This is a genomic window from Stenotrophomonas sp. Sm10 (assembly GCF_030985515.1).
GTDB lineage: Bacteria > Pseudomonadota > Gammaproteobacteria > Xanthomonadales > Xanthomonadaceae > Stenotrophomonas > Stenotrophomonas hibiscicola.
Genome location: NZ_JAPTFO010000045.1, coordinates 1 through 26,356 on the forward strand (window position 1 = coordinate 1; position 26,356 = coordinate 26,356).

Annotated in this window: 19 protein-coding genes and 1 pseudogene; 10 read left to right on the forward strand and 10 right to left on the reverse strand. The window is 67.5% G+C overall.

Going from position 1 to position 26,356, the window contains the following annotated elements; translation table 11 throughout:
* The 3 genes from O0J15_RS13340 to O0J15_RS13350 all read right to left on the reverse strand — a co-directional run.
* On the reverse strand, window positions 1–1,383 hold a 1,383-nt coding region (locus tag O0J15_RS13340), incomplete at its 3' end, for an alpha-amylase family glycosyl hydrolase (RefSeq protein ID WP_308305789.1).
* The gene (locus O0J15_RS13345; protein WP_134735503.1) at window positions 1,383–2,870 is read right to left on the reverse strand and encodes an MFS transporter; all 1,488 of its coding nucleotides are present in this window, start codon (window positions 2,868–2,870) and stop codon (window positions 1,383–1,385) included. The genes O0J15_RS13340 and O0J15_RS13345, both read right to left, overlap by 1 nt.
* Complete coding sequence (locus tag O0J15_RS13350; RefSeq protein ID WP_308305790.1) at window positions 2,867–5,059, reverse strand: Six-hairpin glycosidase-like protein; 2,193 nt, start codon at window positions 5,057–5,059, stop codon at window positions 2,867–2,869. Before O0J15_RS13350 ends, O0J15_RS13345 begins: the two co-directional genes overlap by 4 nt.
* A gap of 237 nt (window positions 5,060–5,296) precedes the next feature.
* On the opposite strand from O0J15_RS13350, the gene O0J15_RS13355 reads away from it, so the two are divergent.
* Window positions 5,297–7,351, forward strand: coding sequence for a glycoside hydrolase family 97 protein (locus O0J15_RS13355; RefSeq protein WP_308305791.1), 2,055 nt, complete (start codon window positions 5,297–5,299; stop codon window positions 7,349–7,351).
* A gap of 275 nt (window positions 7,352–7,626) precedes the next feature.
* Window positions 7,627–10,383, forward strand: coding sequence for a TonB-dependent receptor (locus tag O0J15_RS13360; protein ID WP_308305792.1), 2,757 nt, complete (start codon window positions 7,627–7,629; stop codon window positions 10,381–10,383).
* 230 nt (window positions 10,384–10,613) lie between these two features.
* Here the strand turns inward: O0J15_RS13360 and O0J15_RS13365 are convergent, their stop codons facing one another.
* On the reverse strand, window positions 10,614–12,227 hold the full coding sequence (locus O0J15_RS13365; protein WP_308305793.1) for an alpha-glucosidase family protein: 1,614 nt from the start codon (window positions 12,225–12,227) through the stop codon (window positions 10,614–10,616).
* A gap of 214 nt (window positions 12,228–12,441) precedes the next feature.
* On the opposite strand from O0J15_RS13365, the gene O0J15_RS13370 reads away from it, so the two are divergent.
* Window positions 12,442–13,440: a polyprenyl synthetase family protein gene (locus O0J15_RS13370; RefSeq protein ID WP_005408451.1), complete on the forward strand. Its 999-nt coding sequence runs from the start codon at window positions 12,442–12,444 to the stop codon at window positions 13,438–13,440.
* A 253-nt stretch (window positions 13,441–13,693) separates the two neighbouring features.
* Here O0J15_RS13370 and O0J15_RS13375 read toward each other — a convergent pair whose 3' ends face one another.
* Window positions 13,694–14,485, reverse strand: a complete 792-nt coding sequence (locus tag O0J15_RS13375) for a dienelactone hydrolase family protein (RefSeq protein ID WP_308305794.1) — start codon at window positions 14,483–14,485, stop codon at window positions 13,694–13,696.
* A gap of 133 nt (window positions 14,486–14,618) precedes the next feature.
* Between O0J15_RS13375 and O0J15_RS13380 the strand changes: the two genes are divergently transcribed.
* On the forward strand, window positions 14,619–15,212 hold the full coding sequence (locus O0J15_RS13380) for an SMI1/KNR4 family protein (protein ID WP_164145489.1): 594 nt from the start codon (window positions 14,619–14,621) through the stop codon (window positions 15,210–15,212).
* 54 nt (window positions 15,213–15,266) lie between these two features.
* Here the strand turns inward: O0J15_RS13380 and murD are convergent, their stop codons facing one another.
* The 3 genes from murD to O0J15_RS13395 form a co-directional block, all read right to left on the reverse strand.
* A complete protein-coding gene (gene murD, locus O0J15_RS13385) occupies window positions 15,267–16,676 on the reverse strand; it encodes a UDP-N-acetylmuramoyl-L-alanine--D-glutamate ligase (protein ID WP_308305795.1) in 1,410 nt (469 codons plus the stop codon).
* Window positions 16,657–18,009, reverse strand: coding sequence for a UDP-N-acetyl-alpha-D-muramoyl-L-alanyl-L-glutamate epimerase (gene murL, locus O0J15_RS13390; RefSeq protein ID WP_058980750.1), 1,353 nt, complete (start codon window positions 18,007–18,009; stop codon window positions 16,657–16,659). The genes murD and murL overlap by 20 nt, the downstream gene beginning before the upstream one ends.
* Window positions 18,010–18,085: 76 nt before the next feature.
* Complete coding sequence (locus O0J15_RS13395) at window positions 18,086–20,680, reverse strand: bifunctional aspartate kinase/diaminopimelate decarboxylase (RefSeq protein ID WP_134730455.1); 2,595 nt, start codon at window positions 20,678–20,680, stop codon at window positions 18,086–18,088.
* A 75-nt stretch (window positions 20,681–20,755) separates the two neighbouring features.
* Between O0J15_RS13395 and O0J15_RS13400 the strand changes: the two genes are divergently transcribed.
* The gene (locus O0J15_RS13400; RefSeq protein WP_308305796.1) at window positions 20,756–21,631 is read left to right on the forward strand and encodes a PhzF family phenazine biosynthesis protein; all 876 of its coding nucleotides are present in this window, start codon (window positions 20,756–20,758) and stop codon (window positions 21,629–21,631) included.
* A gap of 113 nt (window positions 21,632–21,744) precedes the next feature.
* Entirely contained in the window at window positions 21,745–22,623 is an 879-nt protein-coding gene (locus O0J15_RS13405) for a PhzF family phenazine biosynthesis protein (RefSeq protein WP_180876185.1), read from the forward strand.
* Window positions 22,624–22,722: 99 nt separating this feature from the next.
* Here the strand turns inward: O0J15_RS13405 and O0J15_RS13410 are convergent, their stop codons facing one another.
* The gene (locus O0J15_RS13410) at window positions 22,723–23,154 is read right to left on the reverse strand and encodes an OsmC family protein (RefSeq protein ID WP_308305797.1); all 432 of its coding nucleotides are present in this window, start codon (window positions 23,152–23,154) and stop codon (window positions 22,723–22,725) included.
* A gap of 372 nt (window positions 23,155–23,526) precedes the next feature.
* Between O0J15_RS13410 and O0J15_RS13415 the strand changes: the two genes are divergently transcribed.
* The 4 genes and pseudogenes from O0J15_RS13415 to O0J15_RS13430 form a co-directional block, all read left to right on the forward strand.
* Complete coding sequence (locus O0J15_RS13415; RefSeq protein ID WP_005408442.1) at window positions 23,527–23,925, forward strand: HU family DNA-binding protein; 399 nt, start codon at window positions 23,527–23,529, stop codon at window positions 23,923–23,925.
* A gap of 254 nt (window positions 23,926–24,179) precedes the next feature.
* On the forward strand, window positions 24,180–24,488 hold the full coding sequence (locus O0J15_RS13420) for a DUF3861 family protein (RefSeq protein ID WP_019659397.1): 309 nt from the start codon (window positions 24,180–24,182) through the stop codon (window positions 24,486–24,488).
* Between the two features lie 55 nt (window positions 24,489–24,543).
* The gene (locus tag O0J15_RS13425; RefSeq protein WP_308305798.1) at window positions 24,544–25,092 is read left to right on the forward strand and encodes a hypothetical protein; all 549 of its coding nucleotides are present in this window, start codon (window positions 24,544–24,546) and stop codon (window positions 25,090–25,092) included.
* Window positions 25,093–25,174: 82 nt separating this feature from the next.
* Window positions 25,175–25,771: pseudogene (locus tag O0J15_RS13430) on the forward strand (hypothetical protein); the annotation flags it as partial.
* A gap of 3 nt (window positions 25,772–25,774) precedes the next feature.
* Here O0J15_RS13430 and O0J15_RS13435 read toward each other — a convergent pair.
* Window positions 25,775–26,317 (reverse strand): type 1 glutamine amidotransferase domain-containing protein, encoded by a 543-nt coding sequence (locus tag O0J15_RS13435; RefSeq protein WP_019659400.1) that lies wholly within the window; start codon window positions 26,315–26,317, stop codon window positions 25,775–25,777.
* Between the last annotated feature and the right edge of the window lie 39 nt (window positions 26,318–26,356).

Below are 26,356 nucleotides of genomic sequence, written 5' to 3' on the forward strand. Positions count from 1 at the left end.
GCGCTGCAGGGCCGGGGTGGCCTCGCGCAGCTTGGCAATGCGCTGCAGCGGCGCGAAGATCGGGCTCTGCGGTGCAGCGTCCACGCGCGGCTGGCCGAAGTAGGCACGGTTGCCTGCATGCTCGGCGCGGCCGCGCATGAAGCCGGTTTCCGAGCCGTAGTAGACCACCGGAATGCCGCGCGCGGTGAACAGCCAGTTGTGCGCATCGATGAAGCCGGTGTCACTGGCCTGAAGGCGCGGCATGTCGTGGTTGTCGTAGAAGCTCATCAGCTCGTACGGATTGGCATACGGGCCACCGCTCAGGTGCAGTGGCTCAGCCAGGGTCTCGAAGCCCTTGTTGGCGGTGCCGAAGGTCTGCTCCAGTGCGCCGCGCAACGGGAAATCGAGCACGCTCACGTTGGCATTGGATGGCCAGGTGTGCTCGGCAATGGTCGCCGCGTTGTAGTCGAAGGCTTCGCCAAACATGAACATGCCCGGGTGCTCGGCACGGATGCGCTTGACGAAGGCATGCCACCACGGGTGCGGCAGCCAGCCGATGGTGTCGATGCGCAATGCGTCCACGCCCTGCGCGGTCCATTGCAGGTAGGCACCGACCAGGTAGTCCATCACCGCCGGATTGTCCTGGTTGAAGTCGGACAGCTCAGCCAGGTTGCCATCGAAGATCGAGCCATCCTTGCTGTCGACCGGTCCAATGTTGTTGTAGAACGCGTGCAGCGGGTTGTGCTTCGGATCCAGTTTCTGCGGCGGCAGGTTCTGGTGGTCGGCGATCAGTTTTCCGTCCTTGTCGAAGATCTGGCCGAACTGCGGCTGTCGCGTCGGCATGGTCCAGGCCGGCGAGCCGTGGTTGCCCACGATATCCAGCACCACCTTCAAGCCAGCACCGTGCAGGCCCTTGGTCAGCCCGGCGAAATCCAGGTTCTTGCTGGGCAGGTGCTCATCGAGCTTGTAGAAGTTGATGCCCCAGTACCCGTGGTAGCCGGTCTTGCCGCGGTCGGTCAGCGTGCTGGTGCAGCTGATCGGCTTGCTGCCGGTGAACGCCTCGTCCGGGTTGTCGACGATGGGCGTGATCCATACCGCGCCGAAACCGAGGTTGCGGATGTACTGCGCGTTGTCGAGCACACCGCGGAAATCACCACCGAGGTAGCCGATGTTGCCGTCCACCTTGTCCGGGCACGGCACTGGGATGTCGAAGGTGCGGTGCGCGCCACCCTGGTCACGATGGTCATTGGCCGGGTCACCGTTGACGAAGCGGTCGGTGACCACGAAGTACACCGCATCGCTGGCGAACGGCTCGGTGGTGCCGACGTAGTCCGGGCGCGGCGTGGCCACGGCCTGGCCGGCGAACAGGGTAAGGGAAACAGCAACAGCCAGGACACCACGCATCACACCACCTCCGGACGGGACGGAACCCGCAGCACGCACAGGCCGGCTAGGAACAGGCTGCAGCCGCCCAGCACCAGCACATGCATCGGCTGGCCACCCAGCCATGCGCGCAGGGCAAAGCCGAGCGCACTGGCCGCCACCAGCTGCGGGATCACGATGAAGAAATTGAAGATGCCCATGTACACGCCCATCTTCGACGCCGGCACGCTGTCGGACAGCAGTGCATACGGCAACGACAGGATCGAGGCCCAGGCAAAGCCGACGCCCACCATCGACAGCAGCAGCCAGTGCGGGTCGCGGATGAACATCAGCGAGACCAAGCCGGCGCCGCCCAGCCACAGGTTGACCAGGTGGCTCCAGCGCAGGCCGATCGCACGCACCATCGGCGGAATCAGCACCGCCGCCAGCGCAGCGAAGCCGTTGTAGGCGCCAAACAGCACGCCCACCCAGTTGGCACCTTCGTTGTAGGCGGCCGACTGTGGATCGGTCGAACCGAAGTGGGTACCGGCCACCGCAGCGGTGGTGTAGATCCACATGGCGAACAGCGCGAACCACGAGAAGAACTGCACCCACGCCAGGCGGCGCATGGTCACCGGCATCGCGCGCAGGTCGCCGACGATGGCGGCCAGCATGTGCGTGGCCGGCAACGCGCGCGCTGCCGCCAGCAGCAGGCCGTAGCCGGCGCACAGGCCTGCCAGCACGTACAGCATCCTGTCGCCTTGTCGCCAGGTGATCAGCAGCGCCAACAGCACACCCAGCCCAAGCCACAGGGTCACCCGCGTCCATGAAGCCGGGCCGTTGATCGCGGCCGCCGCGTGATGTTCCGGTGGCTCGGCATCATCGAACCCGGCCAGCTCCGCCGGTGAATATTCGCGGGCGCTGACCACCGTCCAGGTGATCGCCGCCAGCAGCACCACCGCGCCGAAGTAGAACGCATAGCGCACAGTGTCGGGCACTTCCCCGGCGGACGCGGTGTTGGCAACGCCGAAGTGGGCCAGGATGAACGGCAGAAAGCTGGCGACGATGGCACCCACGCCGATGAAGAAGCTCTGCATGGCATAGCCGGCCGGACGCTGGCGTGGCGCCAGCTGGTCACCGACGAAGGCACGGAACGGCTCCATCGATACGTTGATCGAGGCATCCAGTACCCACAGCGTGCCGGCCGCGATCCACAGCGTCGGCGAGTTCGGCATCACCAGCAGCGCCAGCGTGGTCAACACCGCACCGATCATGAAGTACGGACGACGGCGCCCCCAGCGCGTCCAGGTGCGGTCGGACAGGTAGCCGATTACCGGCTGCACCAGCAGGCCGGTCAGCGGCGCGGCAATCCACAGCCCTGGCACCGCGTCGATATCCGCGCCCAGCGTCTCGAAGATGCGGCTGGCATTGGCGTTCTGCAGGGCGAATCCGAACTGGATGCCGAGGAAGCCGAAACACATGTTCCAGATCTGCCAGAACGACAGCTGCGGTTTTGCCGTGCGATTCATCGTGCACCCTCTTCCATCGCCACCGGCGCCACCGTCAGCGCCTGCACCTGGGCCTGGTTGAGCACGCCTTCGCGGCCCCCTTTGCCCCCGGTGTAGTGCGCGAAGTGCCGCAGCGCGCTCATGTTGAAGCCTTCTTCAAGCGCGACCGTGCATCGGCCCTTGGGCACCGTGAATGCCGCCGAGGTCGAGTCCTGCACCGCCACGCTGTGCGGCAGCGTAACCGTGTGCCGCTGCAACGGCTGGCCCGGGCACTGCAGCACCAGCTGCTTCACCGCAGCGGTGACGCCGGTGTTGATCGGCCCGTTCGGGTTGCGGTACTGCAGGCGAAGACGCACCTGCCCGGCCTTGGCCGAGGTGAACTGCCAGCGATCCTCGCCCTTCAGCACCTGCTGCGGACCGACGCAGACCGTCGGGCTGTGCAGCGATTCCAATGCGTTGTCGCGCCGGGTCAGGCTGAGGCAATGCTGCAGGCCATCGTCACTGATGTGCGCCTGGCCGTTGCTGGCGGTGAGCGCGCGACCGTCCTGCCACAGCACCTGGCCGGCAGCGACCTCGACGTTCCAGCCCCTGCCCTTGCGCCGCGCCTGCGGTGCGGCCGGCGTGGCCGGTGCGCGCGCATTGGCGTCGGCCGTCATTTCTACGCTGCGCGGCGCCGCTGCTGCGGGGACCAGCTGCACGGTGGTGGTGGCACCACGCATCTTCACCTTGCCCGCTACCAGCAATCCATCGGCCAACTGCTTCGGCCGCTCCAGCACATAACGCTTGCCGTTGGCCTCCAGGGAGATGCGGCGTTGCGTGCCGAACAGTTCGGGCACCAGCACGGCCGGCAGCTTGGGCTGCACGCGGCCATCGTCCTGCACGCCGAATACGCCTTCGACCACCATCGACAGATAGCCGGCCACCGACCACAGCTGGCGTTCGGAATTGACCACCGGGCCGCTCAGTGCGCCTTCCTCGACATGCACGGCCTGGCTGACCAGCTCGTAGTTTTCCATGTTGGAGCCGGCCAGCGCGGCGCCCTGCATCAACGAGCGGATTTCGGCGGCGATGCGCGGCGCATCATCCAGCTGCCGCGCCGCGCGCAGCGAGTACGCACTGACGAACGGCCAGATCGCGCGATTGTGGTAGATCGGCTGCTGCGCCTCCTGCGGCCACACCACCGGGCTGCCGGCCGGGCCCATCGGATACGCCGCCAGCGCACGCCGCGCGCGCTCCGGCGGCAGCACCCCGGCCAGGATGCCCAGCGAAAGGCCGAGCAGATCCACCTTGGCGTACGGCACCGGGTGCGCGGCTTCACCGATGTAACTCATGTACTGGCCGATGTCCTCGCGCCAGAAGCGCGTATCGATCTGCTGCGCCAACGCATCGGCCCACGCCTTGTACTCGGCCGCGCGGGCATCGCCGTGCTGCCCGGCCAGGCGTTCGGCCAGGCGCAGTGCCTGGTAGTGCAGCACGTTGGTGGACAGTGCGTAGGAATCACCGATGAAGCGCACGTCCTCGCGGGTCCAGTCCGGATAGGTCTGCTCGCGCCAGTCCAGGAACGAGGTCTCGCCGCGGTACAGGCCCACCTGCGCGTCGAACACCATCGCGCGGTCCTGCGCCAGCGTGCCCTGCAGCGCCTGCCAGACCTGATCGGCAAACGCTCGGTCCTCCAGCAGGTGGCGTGCCGCCAGGAACCACACCACGCGGTCGCTGCTGATCGGCCAGCTGCCGCCGGAACCGGTGTCCTGCGCCACGAACAGGCCGGGCGTGTGCCCGTCGCGCGCCGCCGACAGCTTGAACTGCAGCGACTGCCGGGTGCGTTGCGGGTCCAGCCGCGCCAGCGCCAGATCGGCGGCGAAGCTGACATCGCGGGTCCACACATAGGGCCAGCGCGCGCCGGTCTGGAAGCACTCGCACGGCACCGGCCGGCCCTCGTCGAAGGCCGGATCGCGGATCGCATCCACGCGGTCCTGGTCCATCTCCTGCTGGGCCAGCGCGAACAGTGCATCGAACATCACGCTGCCGGTCTGGCTGCGCATCGGTGCGGCTGCGATCTGCACTGCGCCCTTCGGCGCATGCAGCACGAAGCTGCCATTGGCAGCGGCTTCGGCGCGCGCATGGCGGCCGTCGAATTGCAGGTCGGCCGCCTGCGCGGTCGTCCCCAGCGCTGCCCCCAGGGCAGCGGTCAGGCAAATGATCTTCAGCATCGAAGCGGCGGACCGGCTTGCGCCCGTCGGCCTCCCTCCCTCTCTGCACGCGTTGTAGGTCCGCACCGTCGTTGCAGGCGGGCGGGCGCGGCCCCTCCCTCAAGGTGCCTTGGCCCCATGGTAGACGCGGGGCTGTCGACTGCGTCCAGTTGCATACGTATTCATGGCGTCACGTGGTAGCGCGCCCGCCGCGCTGGCTTATGGTCCGGGTCTGCCAACGGCGCCTTGGGAGGGGAATTGCCGATGTCATCCACTGCTGTACGCGCGCTATTCGCGCACATGCTCGGCCTGGCCCTGATGGGATGGGCCACGCTGGTACACGCCACGCCCCAGGTGGCCAGCGTCGAATCGCCGGGCAAGGTGCTGAAGGTCAGCCTGGTGCTGGACGGCGGCACCGCGCGCTACCGCGTCGAGCGTTTCGGCGAACCCGTGGTGGAGGATTCGAAGCTTGGCTTTGCCCTGCGCGACGGCCGCCTGGACCGCGATTTCGCCCTGCTTGGCCAGCAGCAGCGCAGCGTCGACGACAGCTGGGAGCAGCCGTGGGGCGAGCGCCGGCTCACCCGCAACCACTTCAACGAGCTGACCGTGCAGCTGGCCGAAACCACCGGCAGCAAGCGACGGCTGGATGTGGTGTTCCGCGTCTACGACGATGGTCTCGGCTTCCGCTATGTGTTCCCTGAGCAACCGAACCTGCGCGAGGCGATCATCGATGACGAACTGACCGAGTTTGCCATCGCGCCTGAATCCACCGCTTGGTGGATCCCCGCCGGCGAACCGATCCACTACGAATACCTCTACCAGCGCACGCCGCTACGCGAAGTACCGCTGGTGCATACGCCGATGACCCTGCGCAGCCGCGATGGCCTGCATCTGGCGATCCACGAGGCGGCGCTGGTGGACTATGCCGGCATGTGGCTGCGGCGCACCGAGGGGCAGCGCCTGCGCGCGCAGCTCTCGCCCTCGGCCGAAGGCTGGAAGGTACGCCGCGCCCTGCCCTTCGCCACGCCGTGGCGCACGCTGCAGATCGCCGACCGTGCCGGTGGTCTGGTCGAATCAGACCTGATCCTCAACCTCAACGAACCCAACGCGCTGGGCGATGTGAGCTGGGTGAAGCCAGCCAAGTACCTGGGCGTGTGGTGGTCGATGCACCTGGACAACGAGAGCTGGGCGACCGGGCGGAAGCATGCGGCTACCACCGCCAAGACGAAAAAAGTCATCGACTTCGCCGCCGCGCACGGCTTCCGTGGCGTGCTGGTGGAAGGCTGGAACCCGGGCTGGGACGGCATGTGGGTGGGCAATGGTTATGACTTCGATTTCACCCGGGCCACGCCCGATTTCGACATTGAAGCGCTGTCGGCATATGGCCTGAAGAAGGGCGTACACCTGATCGGCCACCATGAAACCGGCTGCGCCATCGAGCACTACGAGGACCAGCTGGGCGCCGCGCTGGACCTGTATGCACGGCTGGGCGTGGACCAGTTCAAGACCGGCTACGTCTGTGACGACGGCCAGGTCGACCGCCGCAATTCGACGGGGGGCCCACTGTGGCGCGAGTGGCATGACGGGCAGTTCATGGCCCGCCACCATCTGAAGGTGGTGCAGGAAGCCGCGCGCCGGCACCTGTCGGTGAACCCGCATGAGCCGATCAAGGACACCGGCCTGCGCCGCACCTATCCCAACTGGATCTCGCGCGAAGGCGCACGCGGCATGGAGTACAACGCCTGGGGCCAGCCGCCGAACCCGCCGGAGCATGAGGTCAATCTGGTGTTCACCCGCATGCTGGCCGGGCCGATGGATTACACCCCCGGCATCCTCAGCCTGAAGGGCCGCCACGGCCAGGCCATTCCCAGCACGCTGGCGCGGCAGCTGGCGCTGTACGTGGTGCTGTACAGCCCGATCCAGATGGCCGCCGACCTGCCCGAACACTACCTGCAGCATCGCGAGGCGTTCCGTTTCATCGAGGACGTGGCGGTGGACTGGGAGCAGAGCCGCGTGCTCGATGGTGAAGTGGGCGACTACGTGACGATCGTGCGCCGCGACCGCAACAGCCGCGACTGGTTCCTCGGCAGCATCACCGATGAGCACGGCCGCGTGCTGCCGGTATCGCTGGGCTTCCTGGAGCCGGGCGTGCGTTATCGCGCCGAGATCTACCGCGATGGCGAGGACGCGGATTTCCGCAGCAATCCATTCGCGTTCGCACGCGAAACCCGCGAAGTGACCAGCGCCGATGCACTGACGCTGGTACTGGCACCGGGCGGTGGCCAGGCCATTCGCTTCACGCCGATCCGCTGAACGTTTTCCTGCCTGCGCCCCCGTAGCGCCCGAGCCCACGCTCGGGCGGCGGTGCGTAGCACCGAAATGCAGCCGAGCATGGGCTCGGCTCTACAGAACGAGACACTTGAAAGCGATTACATCCCTGCAGACGCCATTGAATACGTATGCAGGGTGATTCCCGCGAAGAACGCGCTGCCTACCATAGCGGCGACGACAGCGGCCACCGCGTCGCACGTTCACGGCCCCGCCGGAACGCTCACAAATCGATCTGCAACATTGCCTGGGAGGGGAAAATGTTGAACCACAAGCGCAGCGCGCTGAGCATCGCGCTGGCCGTTGTCCTGGCGCCGACGCTGGCGTCGGCACAGTCCACGCAGAGCGTCACCACGCCGGCCGGCACCGCCGCCACCAACCTCGATACGGTGCAGGTCACCGGCATCCGCCGCGGCATCGAGAGCGCGATCGCGGTCAAGCAGGACGCCACCTCGGTGGTCGAAGCGATCTCCGCCGAAGACATCGGCAAGCTGCCCGACGTCAGCATCGCCGAGTCCATCTCGCGCCTGCCCGGCCTGGCCGCGCAGCGCGTGGCGGGCCGTGCGCAAGTGATCAGCGTGCGCGGCCTGTCGCCGGACTTCGCCACCACCCTGCTCAACGGCCGCGAAGTGGTCAGCACCGGCGACAACCGCGGCGTCGAGTTCGACCAGTACCCGTCCGAGCTGGTCAACGGCGTGACGGTGTACAAGACCCCGGACGCGGCGCTGGTCGGCCAGGGCCTGTCGGGCACCATCGACATGCAGACCGCACGCCCGCTCAGCTTCGGCGAGCGCGTGATCGCGGTCAGCGGCCGCTACCAGAAGAGCTCCCTGGGCCGCGCCGCCAACATCGATCCGTACGGCAATCGTTTCAGTGCCAGCTACATCGACCAGTTCTTCGACAACACCCTGGGCATCGCCATCGGTTACGCGCACAGCGACATGCCGATCCAGGAGAACCAGGTCGGCCTCTACGAGCCCTGGACCACCGAGCACACCGACAAGGGAGACCGTCCGGGCGTGGGCGTCGGCACCTACTTCTCCGATGGCATCAAGGCGCTGCGCCGCACCGGCAACAACAAGCGCGACGGCGTGATGGCGACGATCCAGTTCCGCCCGAACAACAGCTGGACCAGCACCTTCGATGCATTCCACACCGAAGCCGAGCAGATCGACACCGCCAACCAGTTCGAGCTGAACCTCAGCAACTACAACGGCAACTACACCCCGGGCCTGCTGGTCAGCAACCCGCAGGTCAACCCCAATGGTTCGTTCACCGGCGGCACCGCCAGCGGCGTGTACCCGCTGGTGCGCGGCATGTACAACAAGCGCAAGGACAAGATCGATGCGTTCGGCTGGAACAACGAGTTCAACTTCAGCGGCGTCAAGCTGGTCGCCGACCTGAACTACTCCAAGGCCACGCGCGATGAGCTGAACCTGGAAAACAACCTGCAGCTGACCCCGATGCCACAGCTGGATACGGTCGGCGTGTCGATCCGCCAGAACGGCTTCTCGCAGATCAGCCCGGGCCTGAACTACTCCAATCCCGATGCGCTGTTCCTGACCAACACCATCTACGGCTCCGGCTACGGCAAGGTGCCGCAGGTGGAAGACCGCCTGAAGGGTGGCAAGCTGGCCGCCACCATCGCGCTGCCCGATGCCATCGCGTCGTGGGCGCCGGACATCGACATCGGCGTGAACTACGCCGACCGCCGCAAGGTGAAGACCCAGTCCGAAGGCAACATCCTGCTGGGTGCGCAGGGCGATGCCAACATCGCCTCGGACCTGCAGTATCGCCCGGTCAACCTCGGCTTCGCCGGCCTCGGCACCATCCCGGCCTGGAACGTCCCGGCCGCGGTCGGCCGCTACATGACCTTCAACCCGGTCGACAACCTGGACTACCTGATTCCCAAGTCGTGGACGGTGCAGGAGAAGATCACCACCGCCTGGGCGCGCCTGAACATCAACGCCGACATCGGCGACGTCGGCGTGCGCGGCAACATCGGCGTGCAGATGCAGCACACCGACCAGAGCTCGGATTCGCGCTACTGGGACAGCTCGCAGTCGGCCGGCAACAACGTGCAGCCGTACTCGAACGGCCGCACCTACAACGATTGGCTGCCGAGCCTGAACCTGGCCTTCCTGTTCCCGCACCAGCAGACGCTGCGCTTCGCCGTCGCCAAGCAGGTCGCACGCCCACGTGTGGACCAGATGCGCGCCGGCCTGGAGTTCGGCGTGGACACCGGCACCGGCCGCCCCGGCGGCAGCGGCGGCAATCCGCTGCTGGACCCATGGCGTGCCACCGCGCTGGACCTGTCCTATGAGAAGTACTTCGGCGAGAAGGCCTACGTGGCCGCCGCGATCTTCTACAAGGACCTGAAGAGCTACGTCTACACCCAGTCGGTCGATAACTACGACTTCACCGCGCTGCTGGGCAGCTACGTGCCGCCGCCGGGCATGACCGCACCGGTGCTGACCACCGGCACCTTCTCCGCGCCGCAGAACGGCAAGGGCGGCACGCTGAAGGGCCTGGAGCTGACCGCATCGTTCCCGCTGGAGATGCTGACCGACAGCCTGCGTGGCTTCGGCGTGCAGGCCAGCGCGACCTTCAACAAGAGCGACATCACCATCCTGGATCCGGAGAGCGCCTCCAGCGTGGGCAGTGACCCGATCAGCCTGCCGGGCCTGTCCAAGCGCGTGTACAACTTCACTGCCTATTACGAGCGCAGCGGTTTTGAAGCACGCGTCAGCCAGCGCCGCCGATCGGACTTCATCGGTGAGATCGGCAACTTCAACGGCAACCGCAGCCTGCGCTATGTCGTCGGCGAAAACGTGACCGATGCGCAGGTCAGCTACACCTTCAGCGACAGCAGCGCCCTGCGTGGCCTGACCCTGCTGCTGCAGGGCAGCAACCTGACCAACGAGCCGTACCGCACCTACGCCGGCAGCAAGGACCGCCCGCTGGAGTACATCGAATGGGGCCGCACCTACATGCTGGGCGTGAACTACAAGTTCTGACCACAGCCGGGTAGTGCCGGCCGCTGGCCGGCAACCACCCCATCGGTAGCGCCGGGCCATGCCCGGCGACGGAAGCCAGGAGCAGGACCGGAAACCCGCTGCGCAGGCAGCGGGTTTTCTTTCGCCCGGTCACCGGCATGCCACCGACCGGCGCCCGGCCATGCCGCTCATAAAAAAGGGACGGGGCGCTTCGGCCCCGTCCCCGCAAGTACCGCCACCGGAGAAAACGGTCAGCTGCGTCGGGCGCAATACACCGCGCGCGGCGGCAGCTGGAGTTCGTTGCCCTGCACCGTGCCCGCATCCGGGCCCGGTACCGCCACCTGCTGCCAGTTCCCCGGCGGCAGCGGATGGGTCACCGCCTCGGCCGACAGGTTGAAGGCCAGCAGGAGGGTTTCATCTGCAAGCATACGCTCGAACAGCAGCACAGGCTCGGCGCTTTCAAGGAATCTGATGCTGCCGTGCAGGAGGGCCGGCTGGGTATGCCGCCAGGCCAGGAACGCGCGGAACGCCGCCAGCACCGAATGCGGGTCGCGCTCCTGCACGGCCACCGCCGCCGCGCGGTGCTCGGCCGGGATCGGCAGCCAGGGCTGCCCGGTGGTGAAACCGGCTAATGGCGCATCGGTCCATGGCAGCGGGGTACGGCAGCCGTCACGGCCCTTGAAATTCGGCCAGAAGGTGATGCCATACGGGTCCTGCAGGGCCTCGAACGGGACCTCGGCCTCGGCCAGGCCCAGCTCCTCGCCCTGGTACAGGCAGACCGAGCCGCGCAGCGAGCACAGCATCGCCACCAGCATCCGCGCCAGGCGCGGATCGGCCGGGTGACCGCCCCATCGGCTGACCGCACGCTCCACGTCGTGATTGGACACCGCCCAGCACGGCCAGCCTTCGGTCATCGCCGCTTCCAGCCGCGAGACCGTATCGCGGATGTAGGCCGCACTGTAGTCGTCCACCAGCAGCTCGAAGCTGTAGCCCATGTGCAGGCGGCCATCGCGGGTGTACTCGGCCGTGGTGGCCAGCGAGTCTTCCGAAGAGATCTCGCCCAGGCTGACCGCCCCCGGGTATTCGTCCAGCAGCGCGCGCAGGCGCTCCAGGAACGGCAGGTTCTCCGGCTGCGTGTTGTTGTAGTAGTGGTACTGGTAGGCGTACGGATTGTCCGGGCTGAAGCCGCGCCCCACCCGCTTCTCCGCCGGCTTGGGCGGGTTGTCGCGCAGCTGTGCGTCGTGGAAGCAGAAGTTGATCGCATCCAGGCGGAAGCCGTCCACGCCGCGGTCCAGCCAGAAGCGCACGTTGTCCAGGGTGGCCTGCTGCACGTCCGGGTGGTGGAAGTTCAGGTCCGGCTGGTCGACCAGGAAGTTGTGCAGGTAGTACTGCTCGCGGCGCGGCTCCCACTGCCAGGCACAGCCGCCGAACAGCGACAGCCAGTTGTTGGGCGGGGTGCCGTCCTCGCGCGGGTCGGCCCAGACGTACCAGTCCGCCTTCGGATTGCTGCGGTCCTGGCGGCTCTCACGGAACCAGGCATGCTCGATCGAGGTATGGCTCAGCACCTGGTCGATCATCACCTTCAGGCCCAGGCCGTGGGCCTTGGCCAGCAGGCGGTCGAAGTCGTCCAGGCTGCCGAACAGCGGGTCGACGTCGCGGTAGTCGGCGATGTCGTAGCCGAAGTCGGCCATGGGGGACTTGAAGAACGGCGAGATCCAGATCGCATCCACGCCCAGCGCGGCAATGTGGTCCAGGCGCTCGATGATGCCCGGCAGGTCGCCCACCCCATCGCCGTTGGCATCAAGGTAACTGCGCGGGTAGATCTGGTAGATGACGGCTCCGCGCCACCATGGATAGTGCGACATCGACAGCCCCCCTCCGGGCATGCGGGACCCGCCGGCAGCGGGCCGAAATCCTGATCCGGCAAGCTTAGCGGTGGCCTCGCGGGCATGGCGCAACCTGCATACGTATTCACGCGAAGGGCCGCGCAGGCCGGGCTGGAATTGCCGCTCGGGCCGGTTTGCGCCCGAATTCACGGCCAGCGCCTATAATCGATGGTGAGCCTGAAAGCCTGATCGCATGACCATCACCGAAGACACCCGTCCCGCCCTGGGCCTGCCCCAGATCCAGTCGCTTGCCGCGGCCGACATGGCCGCCGTCGACGCCCTGATCCGGCGCCGGCTGTCCTCGGACGTCGTGCTGATCAACCAGATCGCCGACCACATCATTTCCGCCGGCGGTAAGCGCCTGCGCCCGATGCTGGTGATGCTGGCCGGCCACGCGGTCGGCCAGGCCGGCCCGGAGCACCACCAGCTGGCGGCGATCATCGAGTTCATCCACACCTCTACCCTGCTGCACGACGACGTGGTGGACGAGTCCAGCCTGCGGCGTGGCCGCAGCACCGCCAACGCGCTGTGGGGCAACGCGCCCAGCGTGCTGGTGGGCGACTTCCTGTACTCGCGCAGCTTCCAGCTGATGGTCGAGCTGGAGCGCATGCCGGTGATGCAGATCCTGGCCGATGCCACCAACCGCATCGCCGAGGGTGAAGTGCTGCAGCTGCTGCACGTGCACAACCCGGATACCGACGAAGCCGCCTACCTGCGCGTGATCGAGCGCAAGACCGCGGTGCTGTTCGCCGCCGGCACCCGCCTGGGCGCGCTGGCCAGCGGCGTGGATGAAGCCACCCAGCAGGCCCTGTTCGACTACGGCATGCACCTGGGCTACGCGTTCCAGATTGCCGACGACGTGCTGGACTACTCGGCCAACGCCGAGGAGCTGGGCAAGAACCTGGGCGACGACCTCGCCGAGGGCAAGGCCACGTTGCCGCTGATCCACGCGATGGCCCACTCCGATGACGCCACCCGCGAGCGCCTGCGCACCATCGTGCAGGACGGCGACGCCTCGGCGATGCCGGAAGTGCTGGCCGCGATCCGTGCCACCGGCGGCCTGGAGTACAGCCGCGCGCGTGCAGAGGAATATGCCGAAGCCGCCGAGCGCGCGCTCGATGGCCTGGGCGACAACGATGCCGTGGCCGCCCTGCGCGGCCTGGCCCGCTACGCGGTGCAGCGCTCGCATTGACCGGTAGTGCCGACCAACGGTCGGCACCTACCAAACCGTCATTCCGGTGGGTGCCGACCGTTGGTCGGCACTGAAACGGTCGCATTGACCGCATCTGGTAGTGCCGGCCGCTGGCCGGCATTGAAGCATCGGTAGGTGCCGACCGTTGGTCGGCACTGAAGCATCGGTAGTGCCGGCCGCTGGCCGGCATTCCCGATGACATCCGCAGCATCATGAGGTTGCCGGCCAGCGGCCGGCACTACCGCTGCACGAATCAATGTTTCTCGAAGCGCTCCTCGAAGAACTCATCCAGCGCCTTCCACGCGCGCTTGGCCGCCCGCTCGTTGTACTGGCACCCCGGCGGACTGTTGGCATCGCGCTCGGCGAAGCAGTGCACCGCACCGCTGTAGTTGGTGAACTCCCAGTCCACCTTGGCCGCGTCCATTTCCTTCTGGAAGCCAGCGATATCCTCGGCAGTCACGCTCTTGTCGTCGGCACCGTTGAGCACCAGCACCGAGGGATGCCGGCCACCTGCCTGGGCCGGCAGCGGCGAGCCCAGCCCGCCGTGCAGGCTGACCACACCGGCCAGCGGCGCACCGGCGCGGGCCAGTTCCAGCACCGTGGTGCCGCCGAAACAGAAGCCCACCGCGCCGATCCGGCCGGCATCCAGCGGTACCTTGCCGGCCTGCGCCTTGAGCACGTTCACCGCTTCCAGTGCACGCGCGCGCAGCAGCGGCCGGTCGTTGCGCAGCTTGCTGGCCACCGGCCCCGCCTCCGCATCGGTCTTCGGCCGCACGTCCTTGCCATAGACATCGGCCACCAGCACCACGTAGTCGTCGCCGGCCAGTTGCTTGGCCTTCTCGACTGCCGACTCGTTCACACCCTTCCAGTTCGGCACCATCACCAGGCCGGGGCGCTGGTCATGCTCGCCATCGTCATAGACCAGCACGCCACTGAAGGTCGTGCCCTGGTGTTTCCATTCCACCGGCTGCGTCTTCACCGCCGCCCACGCCGGCATCGCCGCCAGCCCCAGAATCACCGCCACACCGCATCGCCAACGATTCATGCGCCTGCTCCGCAAGAAAAAGGGGACGGAGGGGATTAAGCCGTAAACGCCCCTCCCGCGTCGCATTCTGCATTGGCGGCGTGACGCAGGTGTGGTTGGATACGACTTAATCCCCTCCGTCCCCTTTTTTCGCATGAATCTTGTTGATCGCTTTCTGTCTGGCCTGATCCCGCGTTTGCCTGCCGAGGATGCCCCGCAGTGGGCACATGTCCAGGGCGCCAGCGCCGAGGACCTGCAGCGCCTGCATGTGCAGTGGCCGCAGGTGCCGGGCAGCCTGGTGGAGCTGCTGTCGCGCGTGGATGGCACCCACTACCGGGAGTACCCCGCGGGCAAGGTCTGCGTGCTGATGCTCGGCTCGGATGTCGAGGACGGCGGCTATCCGTACTACCTGCGATCGGTCGCGCAGATCTTCGAGGACCAGCAGCGGTGGGACGACAGCATCCGTTCCATCTACGAAGAGTGGCTGGATGACGAGCCGGAGATTCTCGGCGAGGGCATCGATGCGGATCTGCCGATGAGCCGCCGGCTGTGTTTCTCGCACTGCATGAACAACGGTGGCACCTCGATGCTGTATCTGGATTTCGATCCGGCACCGGGCGGCACCGTCGGCCAGGTGGTGCGCTACCTGCACGATCCGGACAGCTACGCGGTGATCGCACCGAGCTTCGATGCGTACCTGCAGCAGCTGATCGATGGCGATTACGCGTTCATCGACGAAGACCAGTAGATCCACGCCATGTGTGGATGAATTCCCCGCTGGGTTGCCGGCCAGCGGCCGGCACTACCCGATGCCCAACCCCGGAATCGCGCTGATGCTGTCCGGGTCAAACCCGGCCAGCTCGGCGAAATGACGGCCACGCGCCACGTAATCGCGGTAGGCACCAAAACTGGGCGCGCCCGGCGACAGCAGAACCACACCGCCCAGCGCCCCCAGCGCGGCGCGCGCCAAGGCCATCGCCTCGGGCAGATCCGACGCCGCGTGCAGACCGAAGCGGCCGGCATCGGCCAGCGGCTGCAGCATGGCATGGATGCGCGGGCCGTTGCTGCCCATGGTCACGATCTCCACCGGTGGCACGTCGTGGGCCATGTGCTGCATGAAATCGGTCCAGTCCAGGCCACGGTCGTGCCCGCCCACCAGCAGCGCGATGCGCTGCCCGGCGAAGCACTCCAGCGCGGCCAGGCTGGCGTGCGGCGTGGTGCTGATCGAATCGTTGACGTAGGTCAGGCCATCGGCCACGCCGATGCGCTGCAGGCGGTTCGGCAGCGGGCGGAAATCCTGCACCGCCGGTGCCAGCGCCACCGCGTCCAGCCCCAATGCCTCCAGCGCGGCCAGCACCGCGCACAGGTTGCCGCGGTTGTGGCGCCCCGGCAGCGGCGTGTTGCGGGTATCGAACACGGCCTGCTCACCGCGATGCACGATGTCGCCCCGCATGTGCCAGCCCTGCGGCTGGTTGAACCAGACCACCTCACTATCGGGCAGCGACAGTGCCGCCAGGTGCGGATCGGCGGCATTGAGCACGGCAATGCGCGGCGCGGCTTCCGTCACCAGCCGCAGCTTGTCTTCGATGTAACGCTGTTCGCTGCCGTGCCAGTCCAGGTGTTCCGGGAACAGGTTCAGCACCACGGCCACCTGCGGGCGGGCGCCACTGCGCGCCACCTCACCGGTCTGGTAGCTGGACAGTTCCACCGCCCAGTACTCGGGCGCGGGCTGCGGATCCAGCACTTCAAGCAGCGGCAGGCCGATGTTGCCAACCAGTCCGGTGCGATGCCCGGCGGCCCGCAGCAGGTGCGCGACCAGCGCGGTGGTGGTGCTCTTGCCCTTGGTGCCGGTCACGCACACGGTGTCGTGCACGATGCCATCGTCAGCCGCGTGCTCCGCAAACCACAGCGCGGTGCCGCCGATGAAGGTGGTGCCCTGCTCTGCCGCCGCCAGCGCGATCGGCTGGTAAGGGCTGATGCCGGGCGACTTGATCACCACATCGAACGCGGCCAGCGCTTCGGCCGAGGGTTCGCCAAGTACCTGCAGCGCGCCCTGCGTTTCCGCACGCGCGGTCTCGACTTCGGCCGCCGGGCAGAACAGGCTCAGCGGCATCGTGGGCAGGCGCTCACGCAGCACCGCAAACGCGGCGCGGCCCTCGCGGCCCCAGCCCCACAGCGCGACGCGCTTTCCTTCAAGCTTCGAAATCTTCACGCACCCGTTCCCACAGCGCAGCCGGAACGCGGTGCTCGCCCTGCAGCTGCAGCAGCGGTGCCAGTTCCAGTTCGGCGGCATCCAGCTGCGGCTGGATCTCATTGCAGAAGCGCTTCACCAGCACGTCTTCCTTCCATTCCGGGCGCTGGGCCAGCGTCGCCATCGCCGCACGCGATTCGCGGCCTTCACCCACGCACTCGAACGGCTTGTGGTCCTGGAATTCCAGCAGCGCATCGAAGCCACCGGCCTGCTCGGCATCGTCCAGCAGGTTGCGGCCGAAGATGCGCACCAGGCGCGTCTTTGGCATGAACGGGGCCAGCGCCAGGAAGACGAAATGGCACTTCGGGCAGACGCCGCACCAGCGGTTCACCGGGCGCTCGCCGAGGATGTGGAAATTGCGGTTGCAGCTGGAGAAGTGCGCGTCGTAGAAATCGGTCTTGGCGAACTGGCGGGCCACCGCCAGCTCGGACATCGGGCGCAGCAGCGAGTAGTACTGCAGATCCGCCGCCACGTACTTGCGCACATGGCTGCCGAACGCCTGCTCGCAGGCCCAGCCCTTGGACCACTGGTGATTCACTTCGCCGGTGCCCGGAATCTGGCTGCCGTAGCTGGCCGAACGCTCGTTGGAGAACACGACCTGGTCCACGCCGTGCAGCAACGCGGCCAGCACCATGATTGCCGAGTTCACCACCGTCACCGGGATATGGCCGTTCCAGGCGCCCTGGCGGTTCAACTCGAACAGTTCCGGCGCCAGCGTGCGGCCCAGGTTCAATGTCGGCAGGCCGGTGCGCTCAGCGCACGCACGGATCAGCTGCGAGCCACCGATCCAGGTCACGGTCTCGTCCACGCCGGCACGGCGCAGCGCTTCGATGCTGACCAGCGAATCCTTGCCGCCGCCGATGGCCACCAGCGCGTGCGGCCGCAGGCCCAGCGCCGGCGCCTGCACGGCCTCGCCCTGCACCGGCAACCGGAAGCGGCCGCGCAGGTTCAGGCCGTTGCGGTAGGCGAATTCGCCCAGGCCATTGAGGTAAATGGTCTCCACCAGCGCGGCGGTATCGGCATCGATGCTGTAACTGTCGATGCTGACCGTATCCGGTACGCCGGCCTTGTAGTAGCTGACGCCGGCAATCAGGTGCAGCAGCTGCAGCGCACGCTGCACGGCGGCGGCGCGCGCCTCGTCCAGCGCGAACGGGGCACCGGGCACGGTGATGGTTTCCACCATCTCCGGGCCGTCGTCGAAGGCGTAGACCAGCCGGGCCACGCCGGTATCCGCTGCGAAGTCGCAACGGACGAAGCGGAAGCGGGAAACCTGGTGTTTGTCGAAAGCAGTCATGGTGTATCCGGTCAGGCACGGGCCCGCGCGAGGGCGCGGGGCGTGTCGGTGGGCGGGTGCAGGGCGCGCATGGTGATCATTCGATCACGTCTTCGCGCGGCAACATCCGCTGGTTGTAGGTGTTGGCCATCACATAGCCGTAGGCACCGGCATCTGCGATCAGCATCACGTCGTCCGGCGCGGTCGACACCGGCAGCTTGCGGCGCTTGCCGAACACATCGCTGGATTCGCAGATCGGGCCGACCACATCGAACGCCGCTTCGGCATAACCGCCCTGGCGGCTGAGGTTCTCGATGTCATGCCAGGCGTCGTACAGCGCCGGGCGCATCAGTGCGTTCATGCCGGCGTCCAGGCCGACACGGCGCACGCCGTCCTTCTCCACCACCTGGGTGGCATGGGTCAGCAGCACGCCCGATTCGGCCACCAGGTAGCGGCCCGGCTCGATCGCCAGGCGGAATGCCGGGTGCAGCGCCTTGACCTCGGCCAGGCCCTCGGCCCAGGCGTCCAGGTCGAAGGGTTCGTCTTCATCGCTGTACGGAATCGGCAGGCCGCCACCGATATCGATGGTCTGCACGCTGCCGATGCGGCGGGCGAAACCGGCCAGCTCATCGCACATCAGGCGCCAGTGCTGCGCGGTTTCCACGCCGCTGCCCAGGTGCGCATGCAGGCCCACCACGCGGCTGCCCAGTTCGGTGGCCGCGCGCACGAACTCGTCGACGCGGGCGATCGGCAGGCCGAACTTGGACTCCTTGCCACCGGTACGGACCTTGGCGTGGTGGCCCTCACCCCGGCCCAGATCGACGCGCAGCCACAGCTCGCGGTTACGGAACAGGTCCGGCCAGCGCTGCAGCGCTTCCACGTTGTCGACGGTCACGGTCACGCCCAGCGCGAACGCCGCCTCGTACTCGCTGCGCGGGCAGAAGCTGGGGGTGAACAGCACGCGCTTGGGCGACAGTTCCGGCAGGTGCTGGAACACATGCTTCAGCTCGCCGTGCGACACGCACTCCAGGCCGAAGCCTTCGGCTTCCAGCAGCTGCAGGATGGCCGGGTGGCTGTTGGCCTTGATCGCGTAGTAGCGCTGGTCGATCGGCTTGATTGCGGCCAGTGCACGGGCGCGGGCGCGCACCGTCGGCAGGTGATAGACGTAGCGCGGCGTACCGGCATCGGCCAGCTGCAGCAGGTGCGCACGCTGGCCGCGCCACCACGGCGTGCCGCGCGGGCGCACGGTGCCGGCAATCTCGCGCCAGCGCGGGCCGAACACTTCGGTCTCCTCCACCGGCATCGCGCCGCTGTCGATCAGCTCTGCGTGCAGGATCGGCAGCAGGCCATCGGCATCGGCCTCGTCGATGACGAAGGTCAGGTTCAGGTCGTTGGACGACTGCGAGATCATGTGCACGCGCTCGCGGCCGAAGGTGGCCCACACGTCCGACAGCTTGTGCAGCAGCGAGCGCATGCCGCGGCCCACCAGGGTGATCGCCGCGCACGGCACGATCACCTTCACCTTGCAGATCTGCGACAGGTCGGCCGACAGCGCGGCCAGCACATCGGTGTTGACCAGGTTCTCGGACGGGTCCAGCGACACGGTGACGTTGGTCTCGGCCGAACCGATCAGGTCCACCGACAGGCCGTGCTTCTTGAACAGGTTGAACACATCGGCCAGGAAGCCGACCTGCTGCCACATGCCGATGCCTTCCATCGACACCAGCACGATGCCGTTGCGGCGGCTGATCGCCTTCACCCCCGGCACCGGTGCGGCGCTGCCATCGATGCTGGTGCCCGGCAGTTCCGGGCGCTCGGTATCGAGGATGGCCATCGGCACGCCGGCATCGCGGCACGGCTTGATCGAGCGCGGGTGAAGCACCTTGGCGCCGGTGGTGGCGATTTCCTGCGCCTCGTAATAGTCCAGGCGGGTCAGCAGGCGCGCGTCCGGCACGTCCTTGGGATTGGCGCTGAACATGCCCGGCACATCGGTCCAGATCTCCACCCGGCTGGCGCCGAGCAGCGCACCGAAGTACGCCGCCGAGGTATCCGAGCCACCACGGCCGAGGATGGCGGTACCGCCATCGGCATGCCGCGAAATGAAGCCCTGGGTGATCAGCAGGCGGGTCGGCTGCGCGCGGAAGCGCTGCACCCACGCCGCGTCTGCGCGCCACTGGCAGTTCACCGACAGCCGCTGCGACCAGTCGCTCTGGTTCGGCTGCGGCGGCATCGCGTCCAGCCACTGGCGGGCATCCATCCAGCCCATGTCCAGGCCCGAGGCGCGCAGGTAGGCCGCGCCCAGGGTGGAGGACAGCAGCTCGCCCTGGCCCAGCACTTCGGCCTGCCAGTCGAGCGGACGGGTGGCTGCACGCGCATCGTCGAGCAGGCCCTGCAGCGCGGCCAGCCGTTCGGCCAGCACCTCGCGACCCAGGCCGAGTTCGGCCAGGAAGCCTTCATGGCGTTCGACCAGCGCTGCCACGCGGTCCCGGCTATCGGGCGCGCCGTCGGCAATCGCGGTCAGTTCGTTGGTGACCCCGGACAGCGCCGATACCACCACCAGCACGCGCGAGCCGGTCTCTTCCGCGCGTTTTTTCGCCAGCTTCCCGATCGTGTCCCAGCGGTGACGACGCGACACCGAAGTGCCGCCGAACTTCAGTACGATCCAACGATCGACAAGGGGGGAAGCTGACATGGATTGGCTATGTAGAATGTGGGGAAGCCGCCCTCGGGGGCGGAACCTTTGATTCTAAGCGCAATATCCCCGTAGATGGCCGTCCTCCGTTACCTGCAGCTCGATGTCTTCGCCGCCCGCCCCGGCACCGGCAACCCGCTGGGCGCCATCCTGGACGCCGACGGGCTCTCCAGCCGCCAGATGCAGGCCCTGGCTACCTGGCTGAACCTCTCCGAGACGGTGTTCTTCCTACGCCCCACCGCGCCCGGCGCCGATTACCACATCCGCATCTTCACTCCGACCCGCGAGCTGGCGTTTGCCGGCCACCCCAGCGTCGGCGCCGCCTGGGCGGCGGTGACCTGCGGCCTGGCCCAGCCTCGCGACGGCGCCCTGCTGCAGCAGTGCGTGGCAGGGTTGCTGCCAGTACGGGTGAGCGGCCCGGCCGAGGCACTGCAGATCCAGCTGGCCAGCCCGCCGGCACGGCAACTGGACACGGCCGCGGACGGAGCACCCGAAACACTGCTGGCCCTCGCCGCCAACGGGCACGTGCCCGAACTCTGGGACAACGGCGCGCGCTGGTGGCTGTTGCCGCTACGCGACGCCGCCGCCGTACGCGGGCTGGCACCGGACATGGCCGCGCTGGCCGCCTGGAGTCTCGCCACCGACGCTACAGGCCTGGTCGTCTTCGCCGACGAGGCCAGCTCCGACCACACCCGCGTGGTGCGTGCCTTCTGCCCCGCTGATGCGCCCGCCGTGCCCGAGGATCCAGTGACCGGCAGTGCCAATGCGCTGATAGGCGCCTGGCTGCGGCAGCGGAATGCCCTGCCCGGCCGCGAGGGCCGCTACGTGGCCAGCCAGGGCCGCGAAGTGGGCCGCGATGGCCGCGTGCAGGTGCAGGTCGACGCGCAGGGCACGGTGTGGATCGGCGGCCAGGTGCAGCCGGTCATCGACGGCCAGATCCGTTGGCTGTAGAGCCGAGCCCACGCTCGGCTGCTTCTTCTCACACCCCGACACAGCCGAGCATGGGCTCGGCTCTACAACCGCGCGTTAAGCTGCGCGCCAACCGATCCTGGAGTTTCGCCCCGATGACCACCCGCCGTTTCCTGCAGCTGGATGTGTTCTCCCCGCGCGCCGGCGCTGGCAACCCGCTGGCCGTGGTACTCGATGCCGACGGCCTGGACGACGCCAGCATGCAGGCGATCGCGCGCTGGACGCGTCTGCCCGAGACCACCTTCGTGTTCCCGCCCCAGGCAGCCGGTGCCAGCTACCGGCTGCGCATGTTCAGCCCGCAGAAGGAAGTGCCGTTCGCCGGCCACCCCAGCGTCGGCACCGCGCATGCGGTGCTGCAGGTGGGCCTGGCCGGAGCGGTTGACGGTGTGCTGGTGCAGGACGGCATTGCCGGCGCGCTGCCGCTGCGCGTCAGCGGTGAGGGTACGCAACAGCGCATCGCCATCCGCACCCCGCGCGCGCAGCTGGCCGAAACTGCCGAGGCCTGCGATCCACGCCTGCAGGCTGCACTGAGGGGCTGGCCGCTGGGTTCGTTGCCGCCGGCGCGCATGCAGGGCGGGCGCAGCTGGTGGGTGGTGCAGGTGGCCGATGAAGCCGCGTTGCGCGCCCTGCAACCCGACTGGGATGCGGTGGCCGCACTGGCCGAGTCCACCGACAGCATGGGCGTGTTCGCCTATGCCTTCAGCGATGGCGGTGAGGGATTCGATCTGGCCGTGCGTGCCTTCGTCGGCAACGGTCGCCGCTTCGAGGACGCCGCCTCGGGTGCGGCCAATGCGGTGCTTGCCGCATGGCTGGACCTGCGCGACGCGCTGCCGCGTGGGCGGACGCCGTTCGAAGTCAGCCAGGGCCGCGAAGTCGGCCATGACGCGCGCCTGACCCTGCTGGTCGATGAGGATGGCGAGGTATGGTCAGGCGGCCAGGTGCAGACCGTCATCACCGGCACCATCGATTGGTAAAGGGACACTGTAGAGCCGAGCCCACGCTCGGCTGCTCTCCGGCCAGATCACGGGAGCTGCAGAAGCCGAGCATGGGCTCGGCTCTACAGATGCGTCGGCTCAGCCCAGTTCGGCTTCCAGGCTGATCGGCACCGCACTGAGCGCCTTGGACACCGGGCAGTTCTGCTTGGCGTCATCGGCAATGGCGCGGAACTGCGTCGCGTCGATGCCAGGCACCACCGCCTTTACCTTCAGCCGGATCTGCGACAGCTGCGGGCCGCCTTCCATCGACAGGTCGACCTTGGCTTCGGTGTCCAGCGAGGTCGGGGTAAAGCCAGCCTCGCCGAGCTTGGCCGACAGCGCCATGGTGAAACAGCCGGCATGTGCGGCGGCAATCAGCTCTTCCGGATTGGTGCCCTTTTCGTCGCCGAAGCGGCTGTTGAAGCCGTAGCGGGTCTTGTCCAGCAGTCCACTCTGCGGCGTGCTCAGCTGCCCCTTGCCCGACTTCAGATCGCCTTCCCAGTGCGAGGTGGCGTGTCGCGAGATTCCCATTGTGCTGCTCCTGCGTGGCGGTGATGAACGGCCACCCTCGCATGCCACGCGTTAGCCCTGCGTCGCTCCGCCGCACGCCCCACGTCGCCCCCGACCCCGGAAGATGGACACTTCCTCGCCAGCGCGCAACGCATTTTCCTCTTGTTTTCAGTGGTTTCGCGCAGTGCACCAATGGGCAGGCGGCGGGCTTCGAGCACGCTGACACGCCCCCAGCCCCCACCGCCGGCCATGTACTGAATCGGCCTGGATATGAAAAAACATGCACTTTCCGCGCTTCGGGCTATTGGCGGCGCCCAAGAGTTGCCCTACATTGCGCTTGCCGACGGGGTTCGGCGCCGACCAAACAACCAACCGTTCACGGAACAGGAAACCATGGCAAAGACCGCTAAGAAGGCTGCCCCGAAGAAGGCAGTGAAGAAAGTCGCGACGAAGGCAGCCGCCAAGCCGGCCGCTCCGAAGCCGATCAAGGAAGTGCTGACCAAGTCCGGCCTGGTTGCACACATCGCTGAAGCCTCCGGCGTCGTCGCCAAGGACGTCCGCGCTGTGCTGGCCTCGCTGGAAAGCGCCGTCGCCTCCTCGGTGCACAAGAAGGGCGCTGGCTCGTTCACCCTGCCGGGCCTGCTGAAGATCACCACCGTCAATGTGCCGGCCAAGCCGAAGCGCAAGGGCATCAACCCGTTCACCAAGGAAGAGCAGTGGTTCGCTGCCAAGCCGGCCACCACCAAGCTGAAGGTGCGTCCGCTGAAGAAGCTGAAGGACGCCGCGCTGTAAGCGCGCGCCCCAACGCGGATTCCGACGGGACGGCTCTGGCCGTCCCGTTTTTTTTGTCCCAACCACAGCCCGCAACACAGCGTTGCCGCATCCCCGGGAATGCGCGTACAGGCCCGTCGCCATTGGCTGGGCGTGGTGCGTTGCGGCCCCGGAACGTACCGGGTGGAACACTGCGTGCAGCCCCGGCCATCGCCGCCGGGCACGGCCTTGCCTAAGGTGGGCACATCCTCCACAGCTACGGCGAGCGTCCCCTCATGGCCAGCCCCTCCACCCGCTACCGGATCTCGGTGACCCCCATCGAAAAGGACGGGTTGCAGTGCACCGGGCGCTGCACCATCGAACTGGAACATCGCGCCAGCCGAGACCTCATGCGCCTGCTGGAAGCGGCGCCGCGCACCGCTGGCGTCAGCGGCGACGAGCGCGCGACCTTGGTGATCGCCACCCAGCTGCTGCGCGACATCGTGCAGCGCCACGCCGAAACAGAAGGCCATGCCCTGGCCGCCATCGCCGCGCAGGTGCTGCCGGCGCTGGATGCACTGGAACAGCTGCCCTCCTCCCGCTGATCGCCGCACAGCCGATACACTGCCTCCTTCCGTTCGCCTCGGGGAGGAGGCTGGCATGCGCAGGGTCCTGATACTGATCGCACCACTGGTGCTGCTGGCCTGCTCCAGGCCGCCATCGCAATCCGACGCAGCGGATGCCGCACCGCCGGTAGCGGCCAGGACGACTGCCAGCACGAAGCCACAGACCGCCGCAGCAAGCGATGCAGCGGCTGCGCGGGCCATCGATGTCGATCCCCTGTTTGCCGCCGTCGCGGCCGACGCCGAGCTGCCCGCGGCCATGCTCAACGCGTATGTCATGGCCCTGCTCAATCGCGATCGCAAGGCCGCCGACGCCGCGTGGACTTTCCCGCCCAGCGATGCCCGGCGCGCTGACGATGCCGCATTGCGCCAGCTGACGGACGTACGCAGCCTGCGCCTGACCAGCGAGCTGCCGATCGCGCGCGACGGCCACCAGCCGCCGCAGCTGCTGGAGGTTCCGGTGCGGATCCGCGCGGTGACTCCTGAGGGCACCTTCCACTTCGGCGGCTGGTACCGGGTGCAACCCAGCGCCGACGGCAGCGCCTGGCAGATCCAGTCGGCACAACTGCGGCCATCGCTGGACTGAACCGTTGCGGCGGCATGCACGCGCGATTCAGCCGGCAAGGCTACTCTTTGAACCATCCATTCCGCATCCATCGGTCTCTGCCATGCGCCTGCGTTCCCTGATGACCCGCCTCGCGGCCTCCACCGTGCTGATCGCCGCTGCAATCGGCGCCCAGGCTGCGCCTTCCATTTCCGGCCGGGAACTGTCGGTCGGTGCCAGCGACGTACAGCAGTACCTTGATGGCAGCTTCCCGCGCACGCAGGACGCGCTCGGCGGCCTGATCGCCCTGACGATGAGCCACCCGCAGCTGAGCCTCCCGGCCGGCGAGCGCTTGAACCTTGGCATGGACGTGGCACTGGCCACTGCCGGTGGCAATCCGGCCAAACTGGGTACGGTGAAGCTCAGCAGCGGCCTGCGCTACGACGCGCAGACCCAGGGGTTCCACCTGCAGCAGCCGAGCGTGGATGACTTCACCCCGGCCAACCAGGGCGGTCGTCTCGACTCCCGTACCCGCGGCCTGCTCAACGCCTGGCTGAGCGACTACGCCCAGCGGGAGCCGATCTACAAGCTGGACCCGGCCGTGGCCGGCATGCTCGGCGCCCTGCAGGTGCAGTCGGCACAGGTGAAGAACGGCAAGCTGGTGGTCACCTTCAACCAGAACCTGGGCAACCTGGTGCCAGCGGCCGGCACTACCGGCAAGGCATCACGCGGCAAGTGCTTTTACCACCGCCTCGCTGAAGGCCGGAATGTCATCCGGCTTGCGGCTGGTGATCACGTTACCGTCGACCACCACCTCGGCATCGCGCCAGTTCGCCCCGGCATTGGTCAGATCCTGCTGCAGGGACGGCCAGGACGTCAGCGCGCGGCCATCGGCGAGGCCACTGTTGATCAGCAGCCACGGGCCATGGCAGATCGCCGCCACAGGCTTGCCTGCTTCGTCTACTGCGCGGACAAAGCCGAGTACAGCCTCGTCGGTACGCAGCGTGTCCGGATTGATGACCCCTCCCGGCAGCACCAGGGCATCGAAGCTGGCCGGATCGGCCTCATCCAGCGGAATATCCACTGCAACGGCGTCGCCCCAGTTCTTCTCTTTCCAGCCCTTGATCGTCGCCTCCTTTGCAGGCGACACGACGCTGACGCGCGCGCCTTCGGCTTCCAGCAGCCGCTTGGGTTCGGTCAGTTCGGACTGTTCAAAGCCGTGGGTGGCAAGGATGGCAATCTGCTTGCCCTTCAATCGTTCTGCCATGGGTGCACTCCGGTTGGGGGTGCCGACAGAATGGAAGAA

Bases quoted from the DNA above. Each gene is read 5' to 3' on its own strand.
- O0J15_RS13400 (WP_308305796.1), top strand. From the start codon at position 20,756: ATGGCCGTCCTCCGTTACCTGCAGCTCGATGTCTTCGCCGCCCGCCCC.
- O0J15_RS13435 (WP_019659400.1), bottom strand. From the start codon at position 26,317: ATGGCAGAACGATTGAAGGGCAAGCAGATTGCCATCCTTGCCACCCAC.
- O0J15_RS13350 (WP_308305790.1), bottom strand. From the start codon at position 5,059: ATGCTGAAGATCATTTGCCTGACCGCTGCCCTGGGGGCAGCGCTGGGG.
- O0J15_RS13370 (WP_005408451.1), top strand. From the start codon at position 12,442: ATGACCATCACCGAAGACACCCGTCCCGCCCTGGGCCTGCCCCAGATC.
- O0J15_RS13425 (WP_308305798.1), top strand. From the start codon at position 24,544: ATGCGCAGGGTCCTGATACTGATCGCACCACTGGTGCTGCTGGCCTGC.
- O0J15_RS13360 (WP_308305792.1), top strand. From the start codon at position 7,627: ATGTTGAACCACAAGCGCAGCGCGCTGAGCATCGCGCTGGCCGTTGTC.
- O0J15_RS13365 (WP_308305793.1), bottom strand. From the start codon at position 12,227: ATGTCGCACTATCCATGGTGGCGCGGAGCCGTCATCTACCAGATCTAC.
- O0J15_RS13395 (WP_134730455.1), bottom strand. From the start codon at position 20,680: ATGTCAGCTTCCCCCCTTGTCGATCGTTGGATCGTACTGAAGTTCGGC.
- O0J15_RS13405 (WP_180876185.1), top strand. From the start codon at position 21,745: ATGACCACCCGCCGTTTCCTGCAGCTGGATGTGTTCTCCCCGCGCGCC.
- O0J15_RS13380 (WP_164145489.1), top strand. From the start codon at position 14,619: ATGAATCTTGTTGATCGCTTTCTGTCTGGCCTGATCCCGCGTTTGCCT.
- O0J15_RS13375 (WP_308305794.1), bottom strand. From the start codon at position 14,485: ATGAATCGTTGGCGATGCGGTGTGGCGGTGATTCTGGGGCTGGCGGCG.
- O0J15_RS13415 (WP_005408442.1), top strand. From the start codon at position 23,527: ATGGCAAAGACCGCTAAGAAGGCTGCCCCGAAGAAGGCAGTGAAGAAA.
- O0J15_RS13410 (WP_308305797.1), bottom strand. From the start codon at position 23,154: ATGGGAATCTCGCGACACGCCACCTCGCACTGGGAAGGCGATCTGAAG.
- O0J15_RS13345 (WP_134735503.1), bottom strand. From the start codon at position 2,870: ATGAATCGCACGGCAAAACCGCAGCTGTCGTTCTGGCAGATCTGGAAC.
- murL (WP_058980750.1), bottom strand. From the start codon at position 18,009: ATGACTGCTTTCGACAAACACCAGGTTTCCCGCTTCCGCTTCGTCCGT.
- O0J15_RS13420 (WP_019659397.1), top strand. From the start codon at position 24,180: ATGGCCAGCCCCTCCACCCGCTACCGGATCTCGGTGACCCCCATCGAA.